At 35.5% G+C, this 22429-nt stretch carries 18 protein-coding genes, 1 tRNA gene and 2 pseudogenes; all 21 read left to right on the top strand.

Annotation, left to right across the window (positions count from 1 at the left end; all coding sequences use genetic code 11):
• Nucleotides 1-30 precede the first annotated feature (30 nt).
• Nucleotides 31-378, top strand: a complete 348-nt coding sequence (gene rplS / locus B7709_RS06660) for a 50S ribosomal protein L19 (RefSeq protein WP_001068669.1) — start codon at nucleotides 31-33, stop codon at nucleotides 376-378.
• 41 nt (nucleotides 379-419) lie between these two features.
• Nucleotides 420-491 (top strand) — tRNA-Arg (locus B7709_RS06665).
• Between the two features lie 482 nt (nucleotides 492-973).
• Nucleotides 974-3202: a glycosyl hydrolase family 28-related protein gene (locus B7709_RS06670; RefSeq protein WP_084972179.1), complete on the top strand. Its 2229-nt coding sequence runs from the start codon at nucleotides 974-976 to the stop codon at nucleotides 3200-3202.
• Complete coding sequence (locus B7709_RS06675) at nucleotides 3189-3920, top strand: protein phosphatase 2C domain-containing protein (protein ID WP_084972180.1); 732 nt, start codon at nucleotides 3189-3191, stop codon at nucleotides 3918-3920. Before B7709_RS06670 ends, B7709_RS06675 begins: the two co-directional genes overlap by 14 nt.
• 82 nt (nucleotides 3921-4002) lie before the next feature.
• On the top strand, nucleotides 4003-4641 hold the full coding sequence (locus B7709_RS06680) for a phosphate signaling complex PhoU family protein (RefSeq protein WP_084972181.1): 639 nt from the start codon (nucleotides 4003-4005) through the stop codon (nucleotides 4639-4641).
• A gap of 16 nt (nucleotides 4642-4657) precedes the next feature.
• A complete protein-coding gene (galT, locus tag B7709_RS06685; RefSeq protein ID WP_084972182.1) occupies nucleotides 4658-6133 on the top strand; it encodes a UDP-glucose--hexose-1-phosphate uridylyltransferase in 1476 nt (491 codons plus the stop codon).
• Between the two features lie 11 nt (nucleotides 6134-6144).
• The gene (gene galE / locus B7709_RS06690; RefSeq protein ID WP_084972183.1) at nucleotides 6145-7158 is read left to right on the top strand and encodes a UDP-glucose 4-epimerase GalE; all 1014 of its coding nucleotides are present in this window, start codon (nucleotides 6145-6147) and stop codon (nucleotides 7156-7158) included.
• A gap of 143 nt (nucleotides 7159-7301) precedes the next feature.
• Nucleotides 7302-7958, top strand: coding sequence for a DUF1868 domain-containing protein (locus B7709_RS06695; protein ID WP_000793817.1), 657 nt, complete (start codon nucleotides 7302-7304; stop codon nucleotides 7956-7958).
• A gap of 37 nt (nucleotides 7959-7995) precedes the next feature.
• A complete protein-coding gene (locus B7709_RS06700) occupies nucleotides 7996-9075 on the top strand; it encodes an extracellular solute-binding protein (protein WP_084972184.1) in 1080 nt (359 codons plus the stop codon).
• Nucleotides 9076-9178: 103 nt separating this feature from the next.
• Nucleotides 9179-10189, top strand: coding sequence for an ABC transporter ATP-binding protein (locus B7709_RS06705; protein WP_084972185.1), 1011 nt, complete (start codon nucleotides 9179-9181; stop codon nucleotides 10187-10189).
• A gap of 11 nt (nucleotides 10190-10200) precedes the next feature.
• Entirely contained in the window at nucleotides 10201-11892 is a 1692-nt protein-coding gene (locus tag B7709_RS06710) for an ABC transporter permease (RefSeq protein ID WP_084972186.1), read from the top strand.
• 2 nt (nucleotides 11893-11894) lie between these two features.
• Nucleotides 11895-12605 carry an MgtC/SapB family protein gene (locus B7709_RS06715; protein WP_084972187.1) on the top strand — a complete coding sequence of 237 codons (711 nt, stop codon included), beginning with the start codon at nucleotides 11895-11897 and terminating at the stop codon, nucleotides 12603-12605.
• Nucleotides 12606-12699: 94 nt separating this feature from the next.
• On the top strand, nucleotides 12700-13062 hold the full coding sequence (locus B7709_RS06720; protein ID WP_084972188.1) for a hypothetical protein: 363 nt from the start codon (nucleotides 12700-12702) through the stop codon (nucleotides 13060-13062).
• A 129-nt stretch (nucleotides 13063-13191) separates the two neighbouring features.
• Nucleotides 13192-14193: a LacI family DNA-binding transcriptional regulator gene (locus tag B7709_RS06725; RefSeq protein WP_084972189.1), complete on the top strand. Its 1002-nt coding sequence runs from the start codon at nucleotides 13192-13194 to the stop codon at nucleotides 14191-14193.
• A gap of 415 nt (nucleotides 14194-14608) precedes the next feature.
• On the top strand, nucleotides 14609-14761 hold the full coding sequence (locus B7709_RS06730) for a type II toxin-antitoxin system HicA family toxin (protein WP_084972190.1): 153 nt from the start codon (nucleotides 14609-14611) through the stop codon (nucleotides 14759-14761).
• A 40-nt stretch (nucleotides 14762-14801) separates the two neighbouring features.
• Nucleotides 14802-15130 (top strand): annotated as a pseudogene (locus B7709_RS06735) (type II toxin-antitoxin system HicB family antitoxin).
• Nucleotides 15126-15857, top strand: a pseudogene (locus B7709_RS06740) (ABC transporter substrate-binding protein); the annotation flags it as partial. The pseudogenes B7709_RS06735 and B7709_RS06740, both read left to right, overlap by 5 nt.
• 2578 nt (nucleotides 15858-18435) lie before the next feature.
• Nucleotides 18436-19167, top strand: a complete 732-nt coding sequence (gene cas6 / locus B7709_RS06750) for a CRISPR-associated endoribonuclease Cas6 (protein WP_084972193.1) — start codon at nucleotides 18436-18438, stop codon at nucleotides 19165-19167.
• Nucleotides 19148-21385 carry a type III-A CRISPR-associated protein Cas10/Csm1 gene (gene cas10, locus B7709_RS06755; protein WP_084972194.1) on the top strand — a complete coding sequence of 746 codons (2238 nt, stop codon included), beginning with the start codon at nucleotides 19148-19150 and terminating at the stop codon, nucleotides 21383-21385. Before cas6 ends, cas10 begins: the two co-directional genes overlap by 20 nt.
• On the top strand, nucleotides 21386-21766 hold the full coding sequence (csm2, locus tag B7709_RS06760; protein WP_084972195.1) for a type III-A CRISPR-associated protein Csm2: 381 nt from the start codon (nucleotides 21386-21388) through the stop codon (nucleotides 21764-21766).
• Nucleotides 21766-22428, top strand: coding sequence for a type III-A CRISPR-associated RAMP protein Csm3 (gene csm3 / locus B7709_RS06765; RefSeq protein WP_084972196.1), 663 nt, complete (start codon nucleotides 21766-21768; stop codon nucleotides 22426-22428). The genes csm2 and csm3 overlap by 1 nt, the downstream gene beginning before the upstream one ends.
• The last annotated feature ends 1 nt before the right edge of the window (nucleotide 22429 follow it).

Below are 22429 nucleotides of genomic sequence, written 5' to 3' on the forward strand. Positions count from 1 at the left end.
CCTCAAGATTGACAAAGATAGGAGAATAAAATGAATCCATTAATCCAAAGCTTGACTGAAGGTCAACTTCGTACAGATATCCCATCATTCCGTCCTGGTGACACTGTTCGTGTACATGCAAAAGTTGTCGAAGGTAACCGTGAACGTATCCAGATTTTTGAAGGTGTTGTTATCGCACGTAAAGGTGCTGGCATCTCAGAAAACTATACAGTTCGTAAAATCTCTAACGGTGTAGGTGTTGAGCGTATCTTCCCAATCCACACTCCACGTGTTGAAAAGATCGAAGTTGTTCGTTACGGTAAAGTACGTCGTGCGAAATTGTACTACTTGCGTGCACTTCAAGGTAAGGCAGCTCGTATCAAAGAAATCCGTCGTTAATTCGACTAAAAACTCTGCTCACCCAGCAGGGTTTTTCTCTAGCTCCCTTAGTTCAATGGATATAACAACTCCCTCCTAAGGAGTAGTTGCTGGTTCGATTCCAGCAGGGGGCATTTTAAGTAATGCAAAGAAAAGCAAAGAATATGCAAAGTGTTTATTTTAAGGCAATCATCACAAGTTAATTTTTAAAAATAATTTAGTATTTTTTGTTTTTTTGACCAAATCATGACCAAATTTTGACCAAAATTAAATTTTTAGAAATTAATATAAAGTAAAGTAGATCAAGAAATTGGTCTATTTTTTGTGAAACAGTATTAAGAGCTATTAAAAAATATTTTATCATTTTCACTATGAAATTGTTCTGTCCATTTAAAAATGTTGGAAGAGACTAAATAATATTTTTGGTTTATAGAACAGATATAAAGTTTTAAATATGATTACGCTTTAAAAAAATGTTGTATTTTATTGTGTTATCCCTTGACAATTTTATTTAGAAAATATATGATAAGGATAATGACAGCGGTGTCATTTTGTCTGATGTAAAAAAATTTAGTGATACATAGTAAAAAAACAATAAAAAATTTGGAGGTGTTTTATGAAGCATTTTGTTCACAATGAGGTTTTTAGTATTCGGAAACTTAAGGTTGGATTGTGCTCTGTTTTGGTAGCGGTTTCATTCTTGGGGGTACAAAGTGTTTTTGCTGATGAAGTTATTACAAGTACTTCACAGATATCTATGAATAAGCTTTCTACTTCAACCACCAATAGTTTAGAAAGCTCATCAACTAATAATTATGATAAACCTACTGGGATTGACTCTTCTATTTCACAATTAACTGATAGTAATGTTGATTCTCCTTTGATATCTAATAAAGAATATAAAGAAGATGGGGTAAATACTGGAACTTTTGAAGATGAAATGAAAGATTCTCCTCTTGTTTCTAATAGTGCCCTTTCTAATTCAACTATCAAAACTTTAGAAGGTTCCTTAACTAGTAAACATGACAGTTTGACTGATTTTATTAGTACTTATTCAAAGTCAGTTAGTTCTGAGAACGAAGTTGCAGATACCTCTAATAGTAATGAAGTGCGAGAGAGTAACACTGCCTTAGAAAAAGGAATTGAAGTTTCGGCTTTAAATGTAAAAGATTATGGTGCAGTAGGCGATGGGGTTAATGATGACAGACAAGCAATTCAAGATACAATAGATGCAGCTGCTAAAGGATTAGGTGGAGGAAAAGTATATTTTCCTGAGGGGACTTATTTAGTTAAAGAAATTGTCTTTTTGAGAAGTCATACACACCTAGAAGTACATGAAAAAGCTACAATATTAAATGGTATCAATATCAAAAATCATCCTTCTATTGTATTCATGACAGGTTTATTCACTGATGATGGAGATCAAGTTGAGTGGGAACCAACCGAAGATATCAGTTACTCTGGTGGAACAATTGATATGAACGGAGCTTTGAATGAAGAGAGGACAAAAGCTAAGAATCTCCCTTTGATTAATTCTTCAGGAGCCTTTGCTATAGGAAATTCAAAAAACGTAACAATAAGTAATGTAACCTTTAAAGATAGCTATCAGGGACATGCCATTCAAATTGCAGGTTCAAAAAATGTACTAGTAGACAACTCTCGGTTTTTGGGACAAGCTCTCCCTAAGACTATGAAGGATGGTCAGATTATCAGTAAGGAGTCTATTCAAATAGAGCCATTAACCAGAAAAGGCTTTCCATATGCATTAAATGATAATGGTCAAAAATCTGAAAATGTAACAATTCAAAATTCTTATTTTGGTAAAAGTGAAAAATCAGGTGAATTAGTAACTGCAATTGGGACACATTATCAAACTGCAACAACTGAAAATCCTTCAAATATTAAAATTCTAAATAATCATTTTGATAATATGATGTATGCGGGTGTTCGCTTTACAGGATTTACTGATATTTTAATAAAAGGAAATAGGTTTGATAAGAAAACTAAAGAGGAAAGTGGACACTATCGTGAAAATGGTGCCGCTTTAGTTAATGCTTATAGTTATAAAAATGTTAAAGATATATTAGATTTGAATAAACATGTGACTATTACTGGAAATGTATTTAATATTGCTGATTCTAACACTAAAGCAATACGAGTTGCAAAAGATAGTGCAGATTATCTTGGAAAAGTAACTGATATTACTGTAACAAAGAATATCATTCGTAATAATTCGAAAAATCCTGAACAGCCAAATATTGAAATGTTAAGAGTCAGCGACAATTTGGTAGTGTCTGATAATATCATTTCAGGAGGTAAAGACGGAATCGTAATTGAAGAATCCGCTGGAAGTATCACTGTCTTAAATAACCAACTTTCCAATTTAACTGGAAATCATGTTTCTTTACTTAAAACTGATTTTAATGGGACCAGTTCAGACACAAATAATAGTGTCGGTGATTTTAATATTATAACTGAGAATGAAAGTTATAAAATCTTTTCGCAAAATTCAGTTAATCACTCAGATAACCACTCAGATAAGCATGTAGAGGAAATAAAACCTGTAGCTGAAAACAATAATAATTTAGCTAATAATTACTCAGTAAATAGTGTAGATGATAAAATTGAAAAATCAAATCATGATTCAGGTAATGTAGTAACAGGAGAAATTTCACAAAAACAATATGACGTAACTAATGTTAGTGAAGTAGTTAAGACAAAAAATAATCAACATGCATTACCAAAAACTGGATTAAATAAAATGGTTGAGTTGCTTTTAACTATTATTGGAATTTGCCTTCTATTTGGACAAAGGAGTTTTAAACGTCATTATGAAGATAGATAGAATATGCTCAATACAAGGTAGCACTATAGAGAACGAAGATAGCGTAGATTACAAAAATCAATATTTCTGGATTATAGATGGAGCAACAGATTTATTTAATTCAAAAGACTCTATAGGTTATTCAGTTTCAGAAGTATCTCACCTTATTTCTGAATGTCTCAAGCAGTATTGTGACGATTCGTTATCATTGAAGAAAATTTTCGAGCTTGTTTTGGATGACGTTAGAAAAATAATAGAGATAGATAAGTGTGAGTTTGATGATTATTACCAGTTACCAACTTTTGCCTTTATTTTTGCGAAATTATCTGGTTTAAAATTAGAATACATAATGATTGGCGATTGTGTTATGATAGTCAACAATCAAACTATTACAGACCATAGAGTAGATTGCCTTTTTGAACAAGGAAAATTTTCAATCAAATCTAATGATGAAGTTGATAAAAAGACTATATTACAAAATATTAGGAAGCTAGCTAATAAACCAGATGGATATTGGATAGGTTCACTAGACAAAAGTAGTATAAATCATGTTATCAATGGTAGTTTGGAAGTGACTAGTAATCATATTGTTTTAATGACTGATGGTTTTTACGATTTTTATACTCAAAATTCAGGCTACAATTTTGGAGAGTTAATTGAAATGAGAAAAGAATCTACAAATATTGATCCTATTTATGGTAAAAAAGATGATGCAAGTATTTTGATAATTAATGTTTAAAATAATTTCATCATATGATGAACTATAAAGACAGTTATCTATACGAGTTCTTTATAGTGCAATTGATTATTGAGGTTAGATAATGTTGAGAAAGCATTTTGACAATGAAATTATTGAGTTGTCTAATAATCTAGAAGATATATGGGTTTCTATAATAAAAAAATATGAAATGATATTTGATGACTTAACCGAAGTTCAAAAACAAAGTATTATAGATAATGATTTAGTTATTAATGAAGCAGTTGTTACAATAGATATGAAAGGTATTGAACTTATCTGTTTACAACATCCTGTTTCTGTTGATTTGAGAAAAATTATAACTATAGTAAAATTATCCACAGATATTGAACGTATTGGTGATCGAATCATTGAAATAGTTAAGAATTTAAAAAATATTCATACAATGCATGAATGGGGACCATTATTTTATGAAATGCTAAAAATACATTTTATTCTAGGGGATCACTTAAAGAAAACTCTAACATGGTATAAGAATAGAAACTATGAACCTGACGTATATGACTATAATAAAAAATGTAAGTTGATATCTGGTCTATGTCAGAAACTAGGAGACAAAGTAGTAGAGAACTTTCTTATTGAATCCTCAAATGTTGATGAAGCTATTGTATTTTTAGAAGTTATTAATATTCTTGATAAGATGTCCCATACAACAAAATCTATTTATAAATGGTTAGATTATCAGGAAATTGGAGTATTATAGTTAAAGAGGAGTATATATGCAGACAATAGTAGATAATTTTGCTAATAAAGTTATTGAATATGGAATTTATAAATCGATGGACCAAATATATATAAAAAATAGAATATTGGCTTTAATCGGTGAAGAAGGAACTGATAAGATTTCAAATGATAGTGATCTTAAAAAATTAAAAGACAATTTAGTAGAAATAGCTTTAAAGAATGGTAAAATTGCTGATTTAGCTGAGGCAAAGGAATGTTTAGGTGCAGAGCTGATGAATTTTATCGTTCCATTACCAAGTCGTCTTAATGATATTTTTTGGAGTTCATATGATGTTTCGCCACAGGAAGCAGTTGAAGAGTTCTATCAGTTAAGTAAAGATAGCGACTATATTAAATTGTCAGCTATCGCTAAAAATATAGCTTTTCATACTGAAACTAATTATGGTTCACTTGAAATTACAATCAATTTATCAAAACCGGAAAAAGATTCGAAAACAATCGCAGCAGAGAAATTGGTAAAGTCATCTAATTATCCAAAATGTTTACTTTGTATGGAAAATGAAGGTTATCAGGGGAGAATAAATTATCCAGCACGTGCTAATCATAGAATTATTCGGTTGGAACTGGGAGACGAAGTATGGGGTTTCCAGTATTCCCCATACTCATATTTTAATGAGCATGCGATATTCTTGAATAGTCAACATGTACCAATGGCTATTACGTCCAAAACATTTGAACAATTATTGGAGATTGTTGATATTTTACCAGGGTATTTTGCTGGTTCAAATTCTGATCTTCCTATCTCAGGAGGTTCTATTCTTAGTCATAATCACTACCAGGGAGGAAAACATATTTTCCCAATGGAAAAAGCAAAAATTGAGAGAGAATTTCTTTTTAAAGACTTTGAGGATGTTAAAGCAGGTATTGTAAAGTGGCCGATGTCAGTGATTAGGCTACAAGGTGAAAATAAAAATCGTTTGGTAGAATTAGCTACTAAAATCCTAAATATCTGGAGAGAATATTCAGATTTAGAAGTAGACATCATTGCTAAGACTGAAGATATTCCACACCATACGGTGACTCCTATTGCTCGTAAAGTGGATGGAAGATATGAATTGGATATTGTTCTGAGAGATAACCATACTACTAAACAATACCCAGATGGTGTTTACCACCCTCATCAAGATGTACAACATATTAAAAAGGAAAATATCGGGTTAATCGAAGTGATGGGACTTGCGATTTTACCACCTCGTTTGAAAACAGAGTTAGAAGAAGTTGAAAAATATCTTTTAGGAGAAAAAAATTCAATTGCAAACTATCATTTAGAATGGGCTGATCAATTGAAAGAAAAATATCCTAATATTAAAAAAGAAGAGGTTAATCGCGTAGTTCAACACGAAGTAGGACAAGTGTTTGCGAGAGTTCTCGAAGATGCTGGCGTTTATAAGAATACTCCGTTTGGACATGAAGCATTTATGAGATTTGTTAAGTCGGTTGGAATTAATTAGGAGGAACCCAAATGGCAATATTGGTGACAGGCGGAGCTGGTTATATAGGTAGCCATACCGTAGTAGAATTATTAAATTTAGGGAAGGAAGTTGTCATTGTTGATAATCTTTCGAACTCCAGCATCTTAGTGTTAGATCGTATTGAAGCAATTACAGGAAAACGTCCTACGTTTTACGAGTTTGATGTTTGCGATAAACAATCATTGAGAAAAGTATTTGAACAAGAATCAATTGACGCTGCAATTCATTTTGCAGGATACAAAGCTGTCGGCGAATCCGTGCAAAAGCCTGTGATGTACTACGAAAATAATATTATGAGCACATTAGCTCTTGTTGAAGTGATGTCAGAGTTTAAAGTTAAGAAGATTGTATTTTCATCGAGTGCGACTGTATACGGCATTCACAATCAATCACCCCTCATTGAGACAATGCCGACAAGTGCAACAAACCCTTATGGGTACACCAAAGTGATGCTTGAACAAATTTTAAAAGATGTTCATGTAGCAGATTCAGAGTGGAGTATTGCATTGCTTCGTTATTTTAATCCGATTGGGGCTCATGAGTCTGGGCTTATTGGTGAAGACCCCTCTGGAATTCCCAACAACTTGATGCCTTTTATTGCACAAGTAGCTGTAGGCAAGCGATCAGAGCTAAGTGTTTTTGGAGATGATTATGATACGGTAGATGGTACTGGTGTTCGCGATTATATCCATGTAGTGGATTTAGCGATAGGGCATATAAAAGCTTTAGAAAAAGTATCCGAAAAAACAGATGTTTATATTTATAACCTGGGCTCAGGAGAGGGAACTAGTGTATTACAACTTGTAAATACATTTGAAAGTGTCAATAAGGTTCCAATTCCTTATAAAATTGTTCCAAGACGATCAGGAGACGTTGCGACTTGTTATGCAAATGCAGACAAAGCGTATAAGGAGTTAAATTGGAAGACTACGAAAACGGTTGAAGACATGTGTAGAGATACATGGAATTGGCAATCCAAAAATCCTAATGGATACAATAAATAATAAAGCACAATAGTCTTGTGATATGTATATATAAAAAAAAATCAAAAAAAAAATTATGAAAGCGCTTGACAAAGTAATCGTTTACATTGTATAATGTAAACATGAATGACACCGATGTCAAAAATAAAAAAGAAGGTCTTTTTATGAAAAACTTAACAAAAATTAAGTTCAAAGAGAACGGGGAATTTAATCATTTTCCCGGAAATACAGTTGTAGCAAATCTTTATACTAATTCAGATTTGATGGAAGTTGTTGATATCATTCAATCACGCTATAGAGAGTTACCATTTATAGACAAATTCACATTAACTCCAAGAGATTCTATTCATATGACTGTAATTGAATTGCTTTGCCATGAAAATCGTGAGCCTGAATTTTGGAGTAGCCATCTACCATTGGATACGCCATTACAAGAAATTCATGATTACTTTGCAAAACAACTAGAAATTTTCCCATTGCTAAACGAAGATATTCATATGCGTGTGACTGAAATGGGAAATCAAAACATTTTAGTAGAACCAGCCGATGAAAAATCAGCTAAACGATTAGAAGAAATTAGAACATATGTTTCTGAAAAAGCAGGTGTTCGATTCCCTAATCATGATCGCTATCAATTCCATATCTCAATTGGATATCTTCGAGTTCCATTAACTGAAGAAGAAAATGAAGAGTTTACTAAAGTGAAAAAGGAATTAACCGAAGTTCTGCTTGAAAAGATTCCTGTCATTACAGTAAATCGTATCGATTACACAGTATTTGAAGATATGAGACGCTTTGTTCCATATTGCGAAAAATTTTAAAATAAAATTATAATTAAAAATAAAAAGGAGATTTCATATGAAAAAATCTAAATTATTATCGCTTTTAGCTGCAGGGGTTGCAGTTACAACATTGGCAGCATGTTCAGGTGGTTCAACTAATTCATCAAATTCTTCGAGCGATACACCTCAATCAGAAGAAAAAGCTGATAAGAGCCAAGAATTAGTAATTTATTCTAACTCTGTTTCAAACGGACGTGGAGATTGGCTAACTGCTAAAGCAAAAGAAGCTGGTTTCAATATTAAAATGGTTGACATTCCAGGTGCTCAGTTGGCAGATCGTGTTATTGCTGAAAAAAATAATGCAGTTGCTGATATGGTATTTGGTATTGGAGCTGTTGATTCAAATAAAATTAGAGATCAAAAATTATTGGTACAGTTTAAACCTACATGGTTAGATAAAATTGACCAATCTTTATCAGATAAAGATAATTATTACAATCCTGTAATTGTTCAACCATTAGTTTTGATTGGTGCTCCTGATGTTACTGAAATGCCTAAAGATTGGACTGAGTTAGGTAGCAAGTATAAAGGTAAATATTCAATTTCTGGGCTCTCAGGTGGAACAGGGCGTGCTATCTTGGCAAGTATCCTTGTTCGTTATCTAGATGATAAAGGAGAATTGGGTGTTTCTGAAAAAGGTTGGCAAGTAGCTAAAGAATATTTGGAAAATGCGTACACTCTTCAAAAGGGTGAAAGTTCAATTGTTAAAATGTTGGATAAGGATGACCCAATCCAGTATGGAATGATGTGGGGTTCTGGTGCATTAGTTGGACAGAAAGAAAACAATGTTGTATTTAAAGTAATGTCTCCTGAAATTGGTGTCCCGTTTGTAACTGAACAAACAATGATTTTGAATACTAGTAAGAAACAAGCTTTAGCAAAAGAATTCATCAACTGGTTTGGTCAAACAGAAATTCAAGTAGAGTATAGCAAAAACTTTGGTTCTATTCCTGCAAATACTGAGGCAGTGAAAGAGTTACCAGAAGCTACTAAGAAATTTGTTGATCAAGTGAAACCACAAAGTATTGATTGGGAAGCTGTTGGAAAACATTTGGACGAATGGGTCGAAAAAGCTGAACTAGAATATGTAAAATAGGGCATAAGTGTAATTTTTAAAATTCTAAGTCTCTCTAATGTTTCTGCACACACAAAAGAAATTAAGAGGGACTTTTTATATATTAGTAAAGGAAGTTAATAATATGATTAAATTTGATAATATTCAAATTAAATATGGTGATTTTATCGCGATTGATAATCTTAATTTAGATATTCAGGAAGGAGAATTCTTTACCTTTCTAGGACCTTCTGGATGTGGTAAATCAACAACTTTGAGAGCTTTGGTAGGTTTTCTAGACCCTTCATCTGGAAGTATTGAGGTTAATGGCACAGATGTTACGCACTTGGAACCTGAAAAACGTGGAATCGGGATCGTATTCCAATCTTACGCACTATTTCCAACAATGACAGTTTTTGATAATATTGCATTTGGTTTAAAAGTTAAAAAAGTTGCTCCAGATGTTATTAAAGCCAAGGTTTCTGCAGTGGCTGCTAAAATTAAGATTTCAGATCAACAATTGCAACGTAACGTTTCAGAATTATCTGGAGGACAACAGCAGCGTGTAGCTTTAGCTCGTGCTCTTGTTTTGGAACCTAAAATCCTATGTTTGGATGAACCCTTGTCAAACCTAGATGCAAAATTACGTGTGGATTTGAGAAAAGAGTTGAAACGTCTTCAAAAAGAATTGGGAATTACAACTCTATATGTTACACATGACCAAGAGGAAGCGTTAACGCTATCTGATAGGATTGCTGTCTTTAATAATGGTTTTATTGAACAAGTGGGAACACCAGTAGAAATTTATCATAATTCTCAAACAGAATTTGTATGTGATTTCATTGGAGACATTAACGTACTTACAGATGAAACTGTTCACGGAATTCTTCTAAATAATGCTCATGTTCTTTTGGAAGATAAAAAAGGTTACATTCGTTTAGAAAAAGTTCGCTTCAAACGTGAAACGGATCAGGATTTTGTCTTAAAAGGTTCAATTATTGATGTAGAATTTTCAGGAGTTACAATTCACTATACTGTTCAGGTATCTGAAAATCAAATTCTTAATGTAACAAGTATTGATAGTCAGTCAGCTATTAGATCTGTCGGAGAAAGTGTGGAATTATTTATCACACCATCAGACGTTCTGCAATTTTAAGGAGGTGCAGTATGCGTCATAAATTAAATTGGAAAGATTGGCTCATTCGTTTAGGCTTAATCTGGTTCTTGGTAACTTTCATCATTTATCCAAACTTTGATTTAGTAGTTAATGTATTTGTGAAAGGTGGGGAGTTTTCACTTGATGTCGTACAACGAGCTTTTAAATCTCAACGTGCGATTCAGAGTATTATGAACAGTTTTAAGTTAGCATTCTCACTGATTATAACTGTTAATGTTGTTGGTGTACTTTGTGTATTGTTTACAGAATATTTTGATATTAAAGGAGCTAAAATATTAAAACTAGGATACATGACGTCACTAATCTACGGTGGAGTAGTTTTGGCTACTGGTTATAAATTCGTTTATGGACCATATGGAATGATTACCAAATTTTTACAAAGTATTATTCCATCTTTAGATCCTAACTGGTTTATTGGTTATGGTGCAGTTCTATTTATTATGACATTTTCTGGTACTGCTAATCACACCTTATTCCTAACGAATACAATTCGTAGTGTAGACTATCATACTATTGAAGCTGCACGTAATATGGGTGCAAAACCATTTACAGTGTTTAGAAAAGTAGTATTGCCAACTCTAATTCCTACTTTATTCGCTCTGACAATTATGGTTTTTCTAAGTGGGTTATCAGCAGTAGCAGCACCTATGATTGTTGGTGGGAAAGAATTCCAAACTATTAACCCAATGATCATAACATTTGCTGGAATGGGAAATTCTCGTGACTTAGCCGCCTTTCTAGCAATTATTTTGGGTATTGCCACTACGATTTTGCTTACTATTATGAACAAGATCGAAAAAGGCGGAAATTATATTTCTATTTCTAAAACGAAAGCACCTTTGAAAAAACAAAAAATCGTATCTAAACCATGGAATATCATTGCACATATTGTTGCTTATGCTTTGTTCACTGTTTTCATGTTACCATTGATTTTCATTGTATTGTATTCATTTACTGACCCAGTTGCAATACAGACAGGAAACTTATCATTATCAAACTTTACTCTTGATAATTACAGATTGTTCTTTAGTAATAGTGCTGCGTTTTCTCCATTCCTAGTCAGCTTTATATATTCTATCATTGCAGCAACTACTGCAACAGTTCTTGCTGTTGTGTTTGCGCGAGTAGTTCGTAAACATAAAGCTCGATTTGATTTCTTGTTCGAATACGGAGCTCTTCTTCCTTGGCTATTACCAAGTACACTTCTAGCAGTTAGTTTATTGTTCACTTTCAACCAACCTCAACTTTTAGTCTTTAACCAGATTCTAGTTGGTAGTTTAGTAATTTTGCTAATCGCTTATATTGTTGTAAAAATTCCATTCTCTTATAGAATGGTACGTGCTATTTTATTTAGTGTTGATGATGAGATGGAAGATGCAGCAAGAAGTATGGGTGCTTCACCTTTTTATACTATGATGAAGGTTATTATTCCATATATTTTACCGGTTGTTCTCTCTGTTATTGCTTTAAACTTTAACTCTTTATTAACTGACTTCGACTTATCTGTATTCCTTTACCATCCCCTAGCTCAACCATTAGGTATTACGATTCGATCTGCAGGTGATGAAACAGCAACATCTAATGCACAAGCTCTGGTATTTGTTTATACAATTGTTCTGATGATTATTTCTGGAACGGTATTATACTTCACACAAAGACCGGGGCGTAAAGTAAGGAAATAATCATGACAGCCACTAGTTTTGGGTTATCAAATATTGAAATAGTTGTCAGGATTGTTTTATCAGTGGTCATTGGTAGTATAATTGGTTTAGAGAGAGGGAGCAAATCCCAGCCTGCAGGCATCCGAACTTATAGTATTGTTTGTCTAGCTTCATGTTTGATTATGATGACGAATGAATACGTATCTTATAAATTTGGGACAGGAGATCCTACACGATTAGGAGCTCAAGTTATATCAGGTGTGGGTTTTCTAGGCGCTGGAACGATTCTTATTACTGATAAAAAGAAAATTACAGGTCTGACAACTGCAGCAGGCATTTGGGCTTCGGCAGGAATTGGATTAGCTATTGGAGTAGGTTTTTATGAGGGTGCTCTTTTAGGAGCCATTTCTGTTTGGGGTGTGATATCCATGTTCCAACCACTAAAAAAATATCTACAAAATCGTTCTAAAATGATTGAATTGTATATAGTGGTTAAATCTACAGAAGCCTATAATCGTGTATTGGTTTATTGTGCAGAAAATGGTATCAGAATGACCGATTCAAGAACAGCGTTTGGAGATGTTAATTCTGACAGAATTGAATACTTTGATGTTCCAGACAAAAAAATAGCGTCATTTATTACTCTGGAATTATCAGGTAGATTTGAACATCTTCGACTGATGGAAGAAATAGCAAATATTGTTGGTGTTATTTATGTTGAAGAAGTTAGTTGATATAGAATAAACAAAGGGGCAGTTATTCTTGTCCCTTTGTTTTTTAGGTGATAATTGACTCGAAATTATTTGCAAAGTATAAGGATAAACATAAATGAAGGTATATAATATTAATTTTGACTGTGGAAGAATAACGTATTTTGAATATAATTCTTTAGTGCAAGTATATAGATTTCATTCTTTTTATGATGTTTGTGAAATTGTATTTTCGTCTTCTTTACCAGCTGATGATATATTAGCAAAAGTTATTGTTAAGGAAAAGATTATTCCGATCTTAGACTGCTATGTCCAAATGTTATTAGATACTTTTATAGTTTCAATGGATTTTACCGAAAATGATTTTTTATATTTTCGTGGTAAGTTATTTTCATACAAGTTTATCAGTTGTGAAGTAGAAAAAATTGTAAAGAATAAAAATTTTAATTGTCAATGTTATTTTTTTGAATCGGAAGAATAGAGTATAAAATAGAAAATTTTGAAATTAAAGTTTTTGTTAAGATACATTAAAATGTTTTACTAAATTCTCTTGTTAAAAAAAGTAAATATTGTATAATGATATTAGATAAATCATAAATGGAGGACTAAAGTGAAAAATTTAAACGGTAAAAAGGTAACTATTTATGATATTGCGCATTTATCAGGTTTTTCTCCAAAAACTGTTTCACGTGTTATTAACGGTGGTGAAAAGGTAAAAGAAGAAACTTATCGAGCTATTCAAAAAGTCATTGATGAGTTGTCGTATGTTCCAAATGCATATGCAAAAAATTTGACTAAGAAAGAAACTACAAACATTTTGATTTCCGTTAAAAAGATTGATTCTTTTCCCTTGATTTGGTTTCAAACTTTACTAGATAGAGTTCTACAAACTTGTAAAGAGTTTGGAGTAAACGCTATTGTTGAATACTTTGGTGAAGAAGATACGATTAGGAATTCAATAATTTCAAGTACAGGAAGCTTAATAGATGGAGTAATAGTATTTTATGAAAGTAAAGACGATATTCGGATTAATTATTTACAGAAGAATAATATGCCTTTTATAGTTTTTGGAGAATCTCGAACACCTGATGTTGTTTATGTATCTAATAACAATTTTCAAGCCACTTATGATATGATGGAATTAGTAACAAAAGAGAATATTAAAAGTATGTTGTTACTTATGGGAGGGGAATCTCTTGTTAATAAGGATCGTGAAAAAGGTATTCGTACTTTTTTGACTGATAAAAATTATTTAATGGATTTGCAAGTTATTTATGGTTTAACTACAATTGATTCAGTTTATTCATATGCTATAAATAATTTATCTAATCAAAATCATCCGGATATGATATTTGTTTCTGGGGATGAGAAGGTTCAAGGGCTGATTCGTGCGTGCTATGAGAAGGGGATTACCATTCCTGATGATATTTCAATAATTGGATTCGATAATATTCCTATTTCGCAATATTATACTCCAGCTCTGTCTACTATTTCTCCTAATTATGCTATGTTAGCCCAAAAAATGATAGAAGGTGTTTTAGCAATTATTAAAGGGGAAAGTGTCACATCTGTTGAAGTTTCTCCTAAATTTGTTAGGAGACAGAGTTTCTAGTATTGTTTAATTCTTGAAAATCCTAGTGGAAAAGATGGAGTGTTCTAAAATAAGTTCTGTTTAGCCTCCATTTAGTTTCTAATGAGTTGTTTAGTCGCTTTTCATTATAGATGATATGGGACTTTTTTCTACAACAAAATAGGCTTCATAATATCCATAGGGGGCATTTTGGGAAGTGTAAAGAAAAACAAAGAATATTTAAAGTGTTAGTTTAAAGGTAATCATCACAATTTAGTTTTTAAGATAGGATAGTATTTTTTGGAATCTTTGACCAAAGTGTGACCAATATAGAATAAAGTGGATTAGGAAACTGGTCTATTTTATTTTGTATTTATTGAGAAAAGTGGTTTGTTTTAATTCGACAAATATGCGCATAATGCATATAATAGTAAATGTAAGGAGGTAACAACGATATATGCCACTTACAGGTAAAGAAACGGTGAAACTAGCTCTTGAGAATGGATGGGTTGAAGTTCTTCAAAGAGGAAGTTGTCATCATTTTAAGAAAGAGGTTTTTTCTTATCTTGTCACGATTCCAGTTCATGAAAATGAAGATTTAGGATTGTAATTTTTACATTCTTAAGTCTTTTCATATCGGAGGTAGTAGAATGTTAAAAACGTATCCAGCTATTTTTCATAAAGAAGGAACAGGATATTGGGTAGAATTCCCAGAATTTGGCGGTGGTACAGAAGGAAAAAATATCGATGAAGCGATGAAAAATGCTCGTGAAATACTTGAAAATGTTTTAGCTTCTTATATCGATGAAGGGATGGCGCTACCTACTCCAAGTGATATTTTAAAGATTGAAGTTTTAGATGGTTTTGTATCAATGATTCAAATCGATCCTGCGCCTTTTGTGAGAAGTAACAAGGCATTAGGAAAAATGTGACTGTTCCTGAATGGCTAGTCCGTCTTGCTGATCGAGAAAAGAATTGAAAACATCGGACCAGAGTTCCTTAACCAGTCTTTTAATCCGGGCAATAAATTCTCCATTCCTTATTTCTGGGGTACCTTGGGAATTGTCTACAACGAAACCATGGTAGATGAGGCTCCTGAGCATTGGGATGACCTCTGGAAGCCAGAGTATAAGGATTCCATTATGCTCTTTGATGGGGCGCGTGAAGTACTGGGACTAGGGCTTAACTCGCTCGGTTACAGCCTCAACTCAAAGGATCCTCAGCAGTTGGAAGAGACAGTGGATAAGCTCTACAAACTGACTCCAAATATCAAGGCCATTGTGGCGGACGAGATGAAGGGTTACATGATCCAGAACAATGCTGCCATCGGTGTGACCTTCTCAGGAGAAGCCAGCCAGATGTTGGAGAAAAATCCTAACCTCAAATATGTCGTGCCGACTGAGGCCAGCAACCTCTGGTTTGATAACATGGTCATTCCAAAAACCGTGAAAAACCAAGATGCAGCTTATGCCTTTATCAACTTTATGTTGAAACCCGAAAATGCTCTGAAAAATGCGGAGTATGTGGGCTACTCAACACCAAACCTACCAGCCAAGGAAATGCTCCTAGAGGAGACTCGTGAGGACAAATCCTTCTATCCGGACGCTGATACCATGAAACACCTAGAAGTTTATGAGAAATTTGACCATAAATGGACAGGCAAATATAGCGACCTCTTCCTACAATTTAAGATGTATAGGAAGTAGGAGTTTGCAGTCACGAAACGAATCAGCCAAGCTGGTTCGTTTTTTGTATTAAAAAAAATTTATATTTGGGCTTGACAAAAGTAATTTTAATGATAAAATAGTATCCTTTATACATTTAGGAGGAATAAAAAAGATATGTGATTTATTTGGTATTCAGAAATGAAAACTCTTACAAAATATGGTATACTAATAGTAGTTTCCAAGAGCTTATATCTAGTGCTTGTTATAGGTTTACATACAAGATATGGGGTATAGCTACCTATCTACCTCGAAAGGGGACGGAAACTGTTGTCTATTCGGCTTATGTAGTCTTTTTTTATGGGTATAGCTACCTATCTACCTCGCGAGGGGCCGGAAACCAGATTGCTATGAATCGTTTCATTCTGTGACCTCTTCGAAAGTATAGCTACCTATCTACCTCGCGAGGGGTCGGAAACTGGATAGTTTTAGAGAAAATCCTGTTCTCAATGTGGGATTTTATAGATATCTATCTACCTCGTGAGGGGCCGGAAACAAGGCATAAGCTGGTGTAATATCCGCCGCATTATGAGTATAGATACCTATCAACCTCGAGAGTGGCCGAGAACTGAATAAACCTTGTGCAATACGTTTGTTGGTGCAATATTCGTATAGCTACCTATCTACCTCGCGAGGGGCCGGAAACTATTTTTCGAAACTTTTTTTACTTTTTGAATTGTGCTTGAGTATAGCTACCTATCTACCTCGAGAGGGGCCGGAAACGCGCTGTCGGTTCGTGTAGCGTGAGAACTGCTATAGTATAGATACCTATCTACCTCGAGAGGGGCCGGAAACCTTCAATGAATTTTCTATTTTCACGAATAATTCGAGTATAGATACCTATCTTCCTCGAGAGGGGCCGGAAACCGGTCTGAGATTTCTTTGTTCATTGGGATCCAGTCGTATAGCTACCAATCTACCTCGAGAGGGGCCGGAAACGGGCTTCCAATTATGTTTATAGACTGCTATTGTATAGCTACCTATCTACCTCGGGAGGGGTCGGAAACGTGCAAGTGCGATAGTTGAAAGTGCTAGTGTAGCTAATGTATAGCTACCTATCCACCTCGCGAGGGGCCGGAAACAAGAATTCTGCGCTTTTTGTAAATGCTACTGCCGTATATCCACCTATCTCCCTCGAGAGGGGCCGGAAACAGGTAGCGCTCAAAGTTCTTGTTCAATCGGTCATTCGTATAGCCCTCTATCTACCTCGCGAGGGGCCGGAAACTTTGTTGGCTATATTTGCGAAAATTCTGCAGCTAGTATAGCTACCAATCTACCTCGAGAGGGGCCGGAAACGGAGGGCTAAAATTCTTTAATTTTGAACTGATCCAATGTATAGCTACCTATCTACCTCGCGAGGGGCCGGAAACCTTTTGATTTCAGAAATCTTTGATTCGATTTTTTTCGTATATCTCCCTATCTACCTCGCGAGGGGCCGGAAACATAACTTCAGGTGTGCTGAGCGGAGCTTGATTACGTATAGCTACCTATCTATCTCGAGAGGGGGCGGAAACAGAAACGACCAGAATATATCTTCTTTTGGTTCTGTATAGATACCTATCTACCTCGCGAGGGGCCGGAAACTGTGTTCGTAAAAACTTAAACGTTAGCTTGCCCATGTGGTATATCTACCTATCTACCTCGAGAGGGGCCGGAAACCATATAAGATAAGCCCTCTTTTCTGATATACTACTCAAATTGAGTATATCTACCTATCTACCTTGAGAGGGGCCGGAAACCACCATTCCAGAGCAGCTGTTAGTAGCCCTAATAAGGGGGTATAGCTCCCTATCTACCTCGCGAGGGGCCGGAAACTTATAAACTTTGATTTCAATATGCTCATCCACCAAATTGTATAGCTACCTATCTACCCCGCGAGGGGCCGGAATTGTTCCACTCTTATCATCAAGCAAGAATACATTACCTATCTACCCCGCGAGGGGCCGGAAACGCTAACGCTACTGACTCTAAAGTTTGCATCTACTAGATATAGATACCTATCTACCTCGGGAGGGGCCGGAAAATGAGTCATAGTTCTTCCATATAAAACAGCTTTTTCAATGTATATCCACCTATCAACCTCGAGAGGGGCTGGAAACTCGGTTTTGCCATCGTATTCTTTGCGATACCTGTACGTCTGTATAGCTCCCTATTTACCTCGCGAGGGGCCGGAAACTCCAAAACATGTGTATCTGTCAGTGCCATATTTCGTATAAGAACCTATCCACCTCGCGAGGGGCCAGAAACCCTTTCCACGCATCATTAATCTGCTTAACTGCAGATTCAGGTATAGAAACCTATTTACCTCGGGAGGGGCCGGAAACTTAGTTCGTGCTTGCTCAAGCTTCTCTTCGCCCTTGTATAGCTCCCTATCTACCTCGCGAGGGGCCGGAAACTCAGGAGTTGTTCCTGAAAGGTCTTTAAGAAATTCAATTTTCATAGTATAGATATCTATTAACCTCGCGAGGGGACAGTTTCATAAGGGTAAAGGATTCCAAAAGTAAAAGAAAAAAGCGCTCATGAGAAAGCAAAAGCGCTGTTGTATCAATAAAGGAGGCATATGAAACGCATCGAACTATCATTTAAGCGGATTGACCAATCACCGAGCGACCTATCGACAAAATTCCAAGGTTTTCTTATGGAAAATCTGGAACCAGACTATGTGACTTGGCTACATGAGCAGGAAACCAACCCCTACTCACTAAAAATCATCCATCAAAAGGACAAGACCCTATGGTCCCTTCATCTCCTGACGGATGAGGCCGTCAAGCAGATTTTGCCTGTTCTATTGGAGCTCAAGAAAGTAGAACTTCATGATTTACCAACTCTCATGGTTGAGTCTCTGTCCATGCAAGATCTCAGTTCGGAGCAACTCTTTGAGTTTTTTAATGAAAACCAAGATCGGTCACTCTACACCATTCATTTTCAAACTCCGACAGGATTTCGCTCCCAGGGAGAGTACGTACTCTTTCCTACCATGCGTCTCATCTTTCAGAGTTTGATGATGAAGTATGCACGTCTGGTCGAGAATCGTTCGGACATCGAAGAGGAAACCCTGGATTACTTGGTCAAGCATAGTAGGATTACCAGCTATCGATTGGAATCTAGCTATTTTAAAGTCCATGGCAAAAAAATCCCTGGTTTCAGGGGGAGACTGACCTTTAAGATTACAGGTCCAAATACCTTGAAAGCTTATGCTAATATGCTTCTAAAATTTGGAGAGTACTCAGGTCTCGGTATGAAAACTAGCTTAGGGATGGGAGGTTTAGAACTTGAAGAAAGAAAAGATTGATTTAGTTTATGGATCGCTTTTGCACGCTATCGGCAAGGTGATTCAAGGTTCCAGGTATGATGAGAAAGACCTGGGTACCATTGGGTCCGAATGGTTTAAACGCTTTTCGGATAATGAAAAAATAGCCCAGCAGATAGCCAAGGCGACTTCTAGTGATTTGCCGACGGACTTAGCTCCTGATAGTTTGGTCTATATCACGTCAGTTGCCGCAAAGATTGCTTCAGGCCTAAAAAGAGCAGCAGATACTCATGGAGGTAAAGAAGATTTCCTAAGCAAACAATCGGATATCTTCAATGTATTTTTAGATACCGCTAGTCAGCGTTATCTTGATGCACGACCATTAGAGCTTGACGGGGAACCAAACTATGCTAAGGAATCGAGTGAGCCGTCTGACCAGTCAGATTATGACTTGATAGTAGAGACCTTAGAAAAAGAGTTTGAGAGATTGGACTTTAGCCAATCTGAGATAGATACCCTTTTGAATCTCCTTGAGTCTACTCTTTCCTATGTACCTGTTTCGACAAGAACTCAGGAATTATCGGATATTTCTCTAGCAACCTACAGTCGTCTAACAGCTGGCTTTGCCCTAGCTATAGAGGACTATTTAGCAGACAAGAATTGCCGTGACTATGAGAAGGTACTAGGGCAAGATTTAGAAGCTTTTTATAGCGAGAAGGCCTTTTTACTAGCAAGTTTTGACTTATCAGGGATTCAGGATTTTATCTACAATATCGCAACAGCTGGAGCAGCCAAGCAACTAAAAGCACGTTCCTTGTATCTAGATTTTATGGGGGAACATATCGCTGACAGCTTACTGGAGAAGTTAGAGCTTACGAGGGCTAATCTTCTCTACGTCGGTGGCGGGCACGCCTACTTTATCCTTCCAAACACCGAAAAAACTAGAGAAACCTTGGCTAACTTTGAAGCAGAATTCAATCAGTTTTTGGTCAAGCATTTCCAGACAGGTCTGTACGTAGCATTTGGTTGGAGTCCGTTTTCTGCCAATGATATGACAACGACACTGGCCGACTATCGAAAAGTCTATCAAACAACCAGTCGGATGATTTCCCAAAAGAAAGTCTCTCGTTATGATGCTAAAACTCTCCTTGAACTCAACCAAGGAGGAAAAAGTTCCCAGAGAGAATGTGCTATTTGCCACTCAGTCGAAAAGCTTACCAAGTATAAAGAACAAGAGGTCTGCCATATCTGTGCAGGAATGTATCGCTTTGCCAAGGAAATACAAGAAAGCTACTATATTGTGACAAAAGAAAAAGGCCTGCCGATAGGTCCGGGAGCCTATATTAGTGGTATTTCCAAAGCCGACCTCGCTAATGAAGAGTGGGATCGTGTTTATGTCAAGAATAGCTATAGGACAGATATCCTAAAAGCAACCCATGTCTTTGTCGGAGATTACAAGTATGATGAGATTTACGAGTATGCTAAACTATCTCAGGAGTCTGGTCAAGGTATCAAGCGTCTGGCAGTCGTTCGACTAGATGTGGATGACCTAGGAGCAGCCTTTATGGCTGGGTTCTCCTATCAAGATGGTGGCAAGTATAATACTCTGGCACGCTCGGCGACCTTCTCTAGAAGTATGAGTCTCTTCTTTAAGGTCTATATCAACCAGTTTGCGAAGGAGAAAAAACTATCGATCATCTATGCCGGTGGTGATGATGTATTTGCTATCGGTTCTTGGCAGGATATTATTGAGTTTACTATTTGTCTCCGACAAAACTTTATCAAGTGGACAAATGGCAAATTAACCCTATCAGCAGGGATCGGACTCTTTCCAGATAAGACTCCAGTTAGCCTCATGGCTGAAGAAACTGGTAAGTTAGAAGGAGCAGCCAAAGATAACGACAAGGATAGTATTTCCCTTTTTGAAAAAAATTATACCTTGAAGTTCGACCAATTCATTAACAATGTTTATAATGGAAAACTTAAGAGTATCCGATACTACTTTAATATTCAAGATGAGCGCGGAAAGAGTTTTGTATACAGACTGATTGAGCTCCTTCGTAACTACGATCGTATGAATATTGCTCGATTAGCTTATTATTTGACCCGTTTAGAAGATCAAACTTCTAAGGATAAAAAAGAAGAGTTTAGAAAGTTCAAAGATTTATTCTTTTCTTGGTATAAAGGTAGCGACAATGAACGTAAGGAAGCAGAGATAGCTTTACTTCTATATATTTATGAGATTAGAAAGGATTCATAGATGGCAATTTTAACAGATGATAATTACGTAGATAAGGCAGAAAAGGTTATTAAATCATTGAATCGAAATACTAGGAATTTTAGAAATCCTGATGCATTCCTTTTAACAACTACAAAAATTCGAAATCTACTAAATTTAACTAGTAATCTTTTTGATGAAAGTAAGATCAGAGAGTATAAGGAATTGGCTGATAAAATTGCTTATTTGAGAGTGCAGTTTGTTTATCAATCGGGCCGAGAAACTGCGGTTAAAGACTTGGTGAAAAAGGCTGAGATTCTAGACATTCTAAAAGAAATAAACAATAAGGAAAGTCTCCAACGTTTTTGCCGCTATATGGAAGCACTAGTAGCTTATTTCAAATTTTATGGAGGAAAAGATTAATGGCATTTGCAAAAATTCAAGTAACAGGACAAATTCGTCTAGAGACAGGACTTCATATTGGAACAAGTGAAGCCTTTGCAGCAATTGGAGCTACGGACTCACCGGTGATTAAAGATCCAATAACTAATTTACCCATTATTCCAGGATCTAGTATCAAAGGGAAAATGCGTACCCTTCTAGCAAAAGTATATAATACTAAATTAGCAGACAAACCAGGAGACGATGGGGAAATTATTAGTCGTCTCTTTGGGAATAGTTCAGACAAAAACTATAAAGTAGGAAGACTCATTTTTAGAGATGCCTTTCTAGCTAACAAAAAAGACTTAGATTCACGAGCTGTCAAAAGTTATACTGAAGTTAAGTTTGAAAATACTATTGACCGTATCACTGCTGAAGCAAATCCAAGACAGATTGAACGTGCTATCCGAGACAGTGTCTTTGGATTTGAGTTGATCTATGAGGTGACAGACAAGAGTCAAGCTCAAGTAGAAGAAGACTTCAAAGTGATTCTTGATGGATTAAAACTGTTGGAACTTGATTATTTAGGTGGTTCAGGCTCTCGTGGATATGGTAAAGTTGTTTTTGAGGCTCTTAAAGCAAATACAGTTTTCGGAAACTATGATGTTAGTAGATTGAATGAACTTTTAACTACGGAGGTCTAGT

Source organism: Streptococcus oralis subsp. dentisani (assembly GCF_002096335.1).
In the GTDB taxonomy this organism is placed as follows: domain Bacteria; phylum Bacillota; class Bacilli; order Lactobacillales; family Streptococcaceae; genus Streptococcus; species Streptococcus oralis_Z.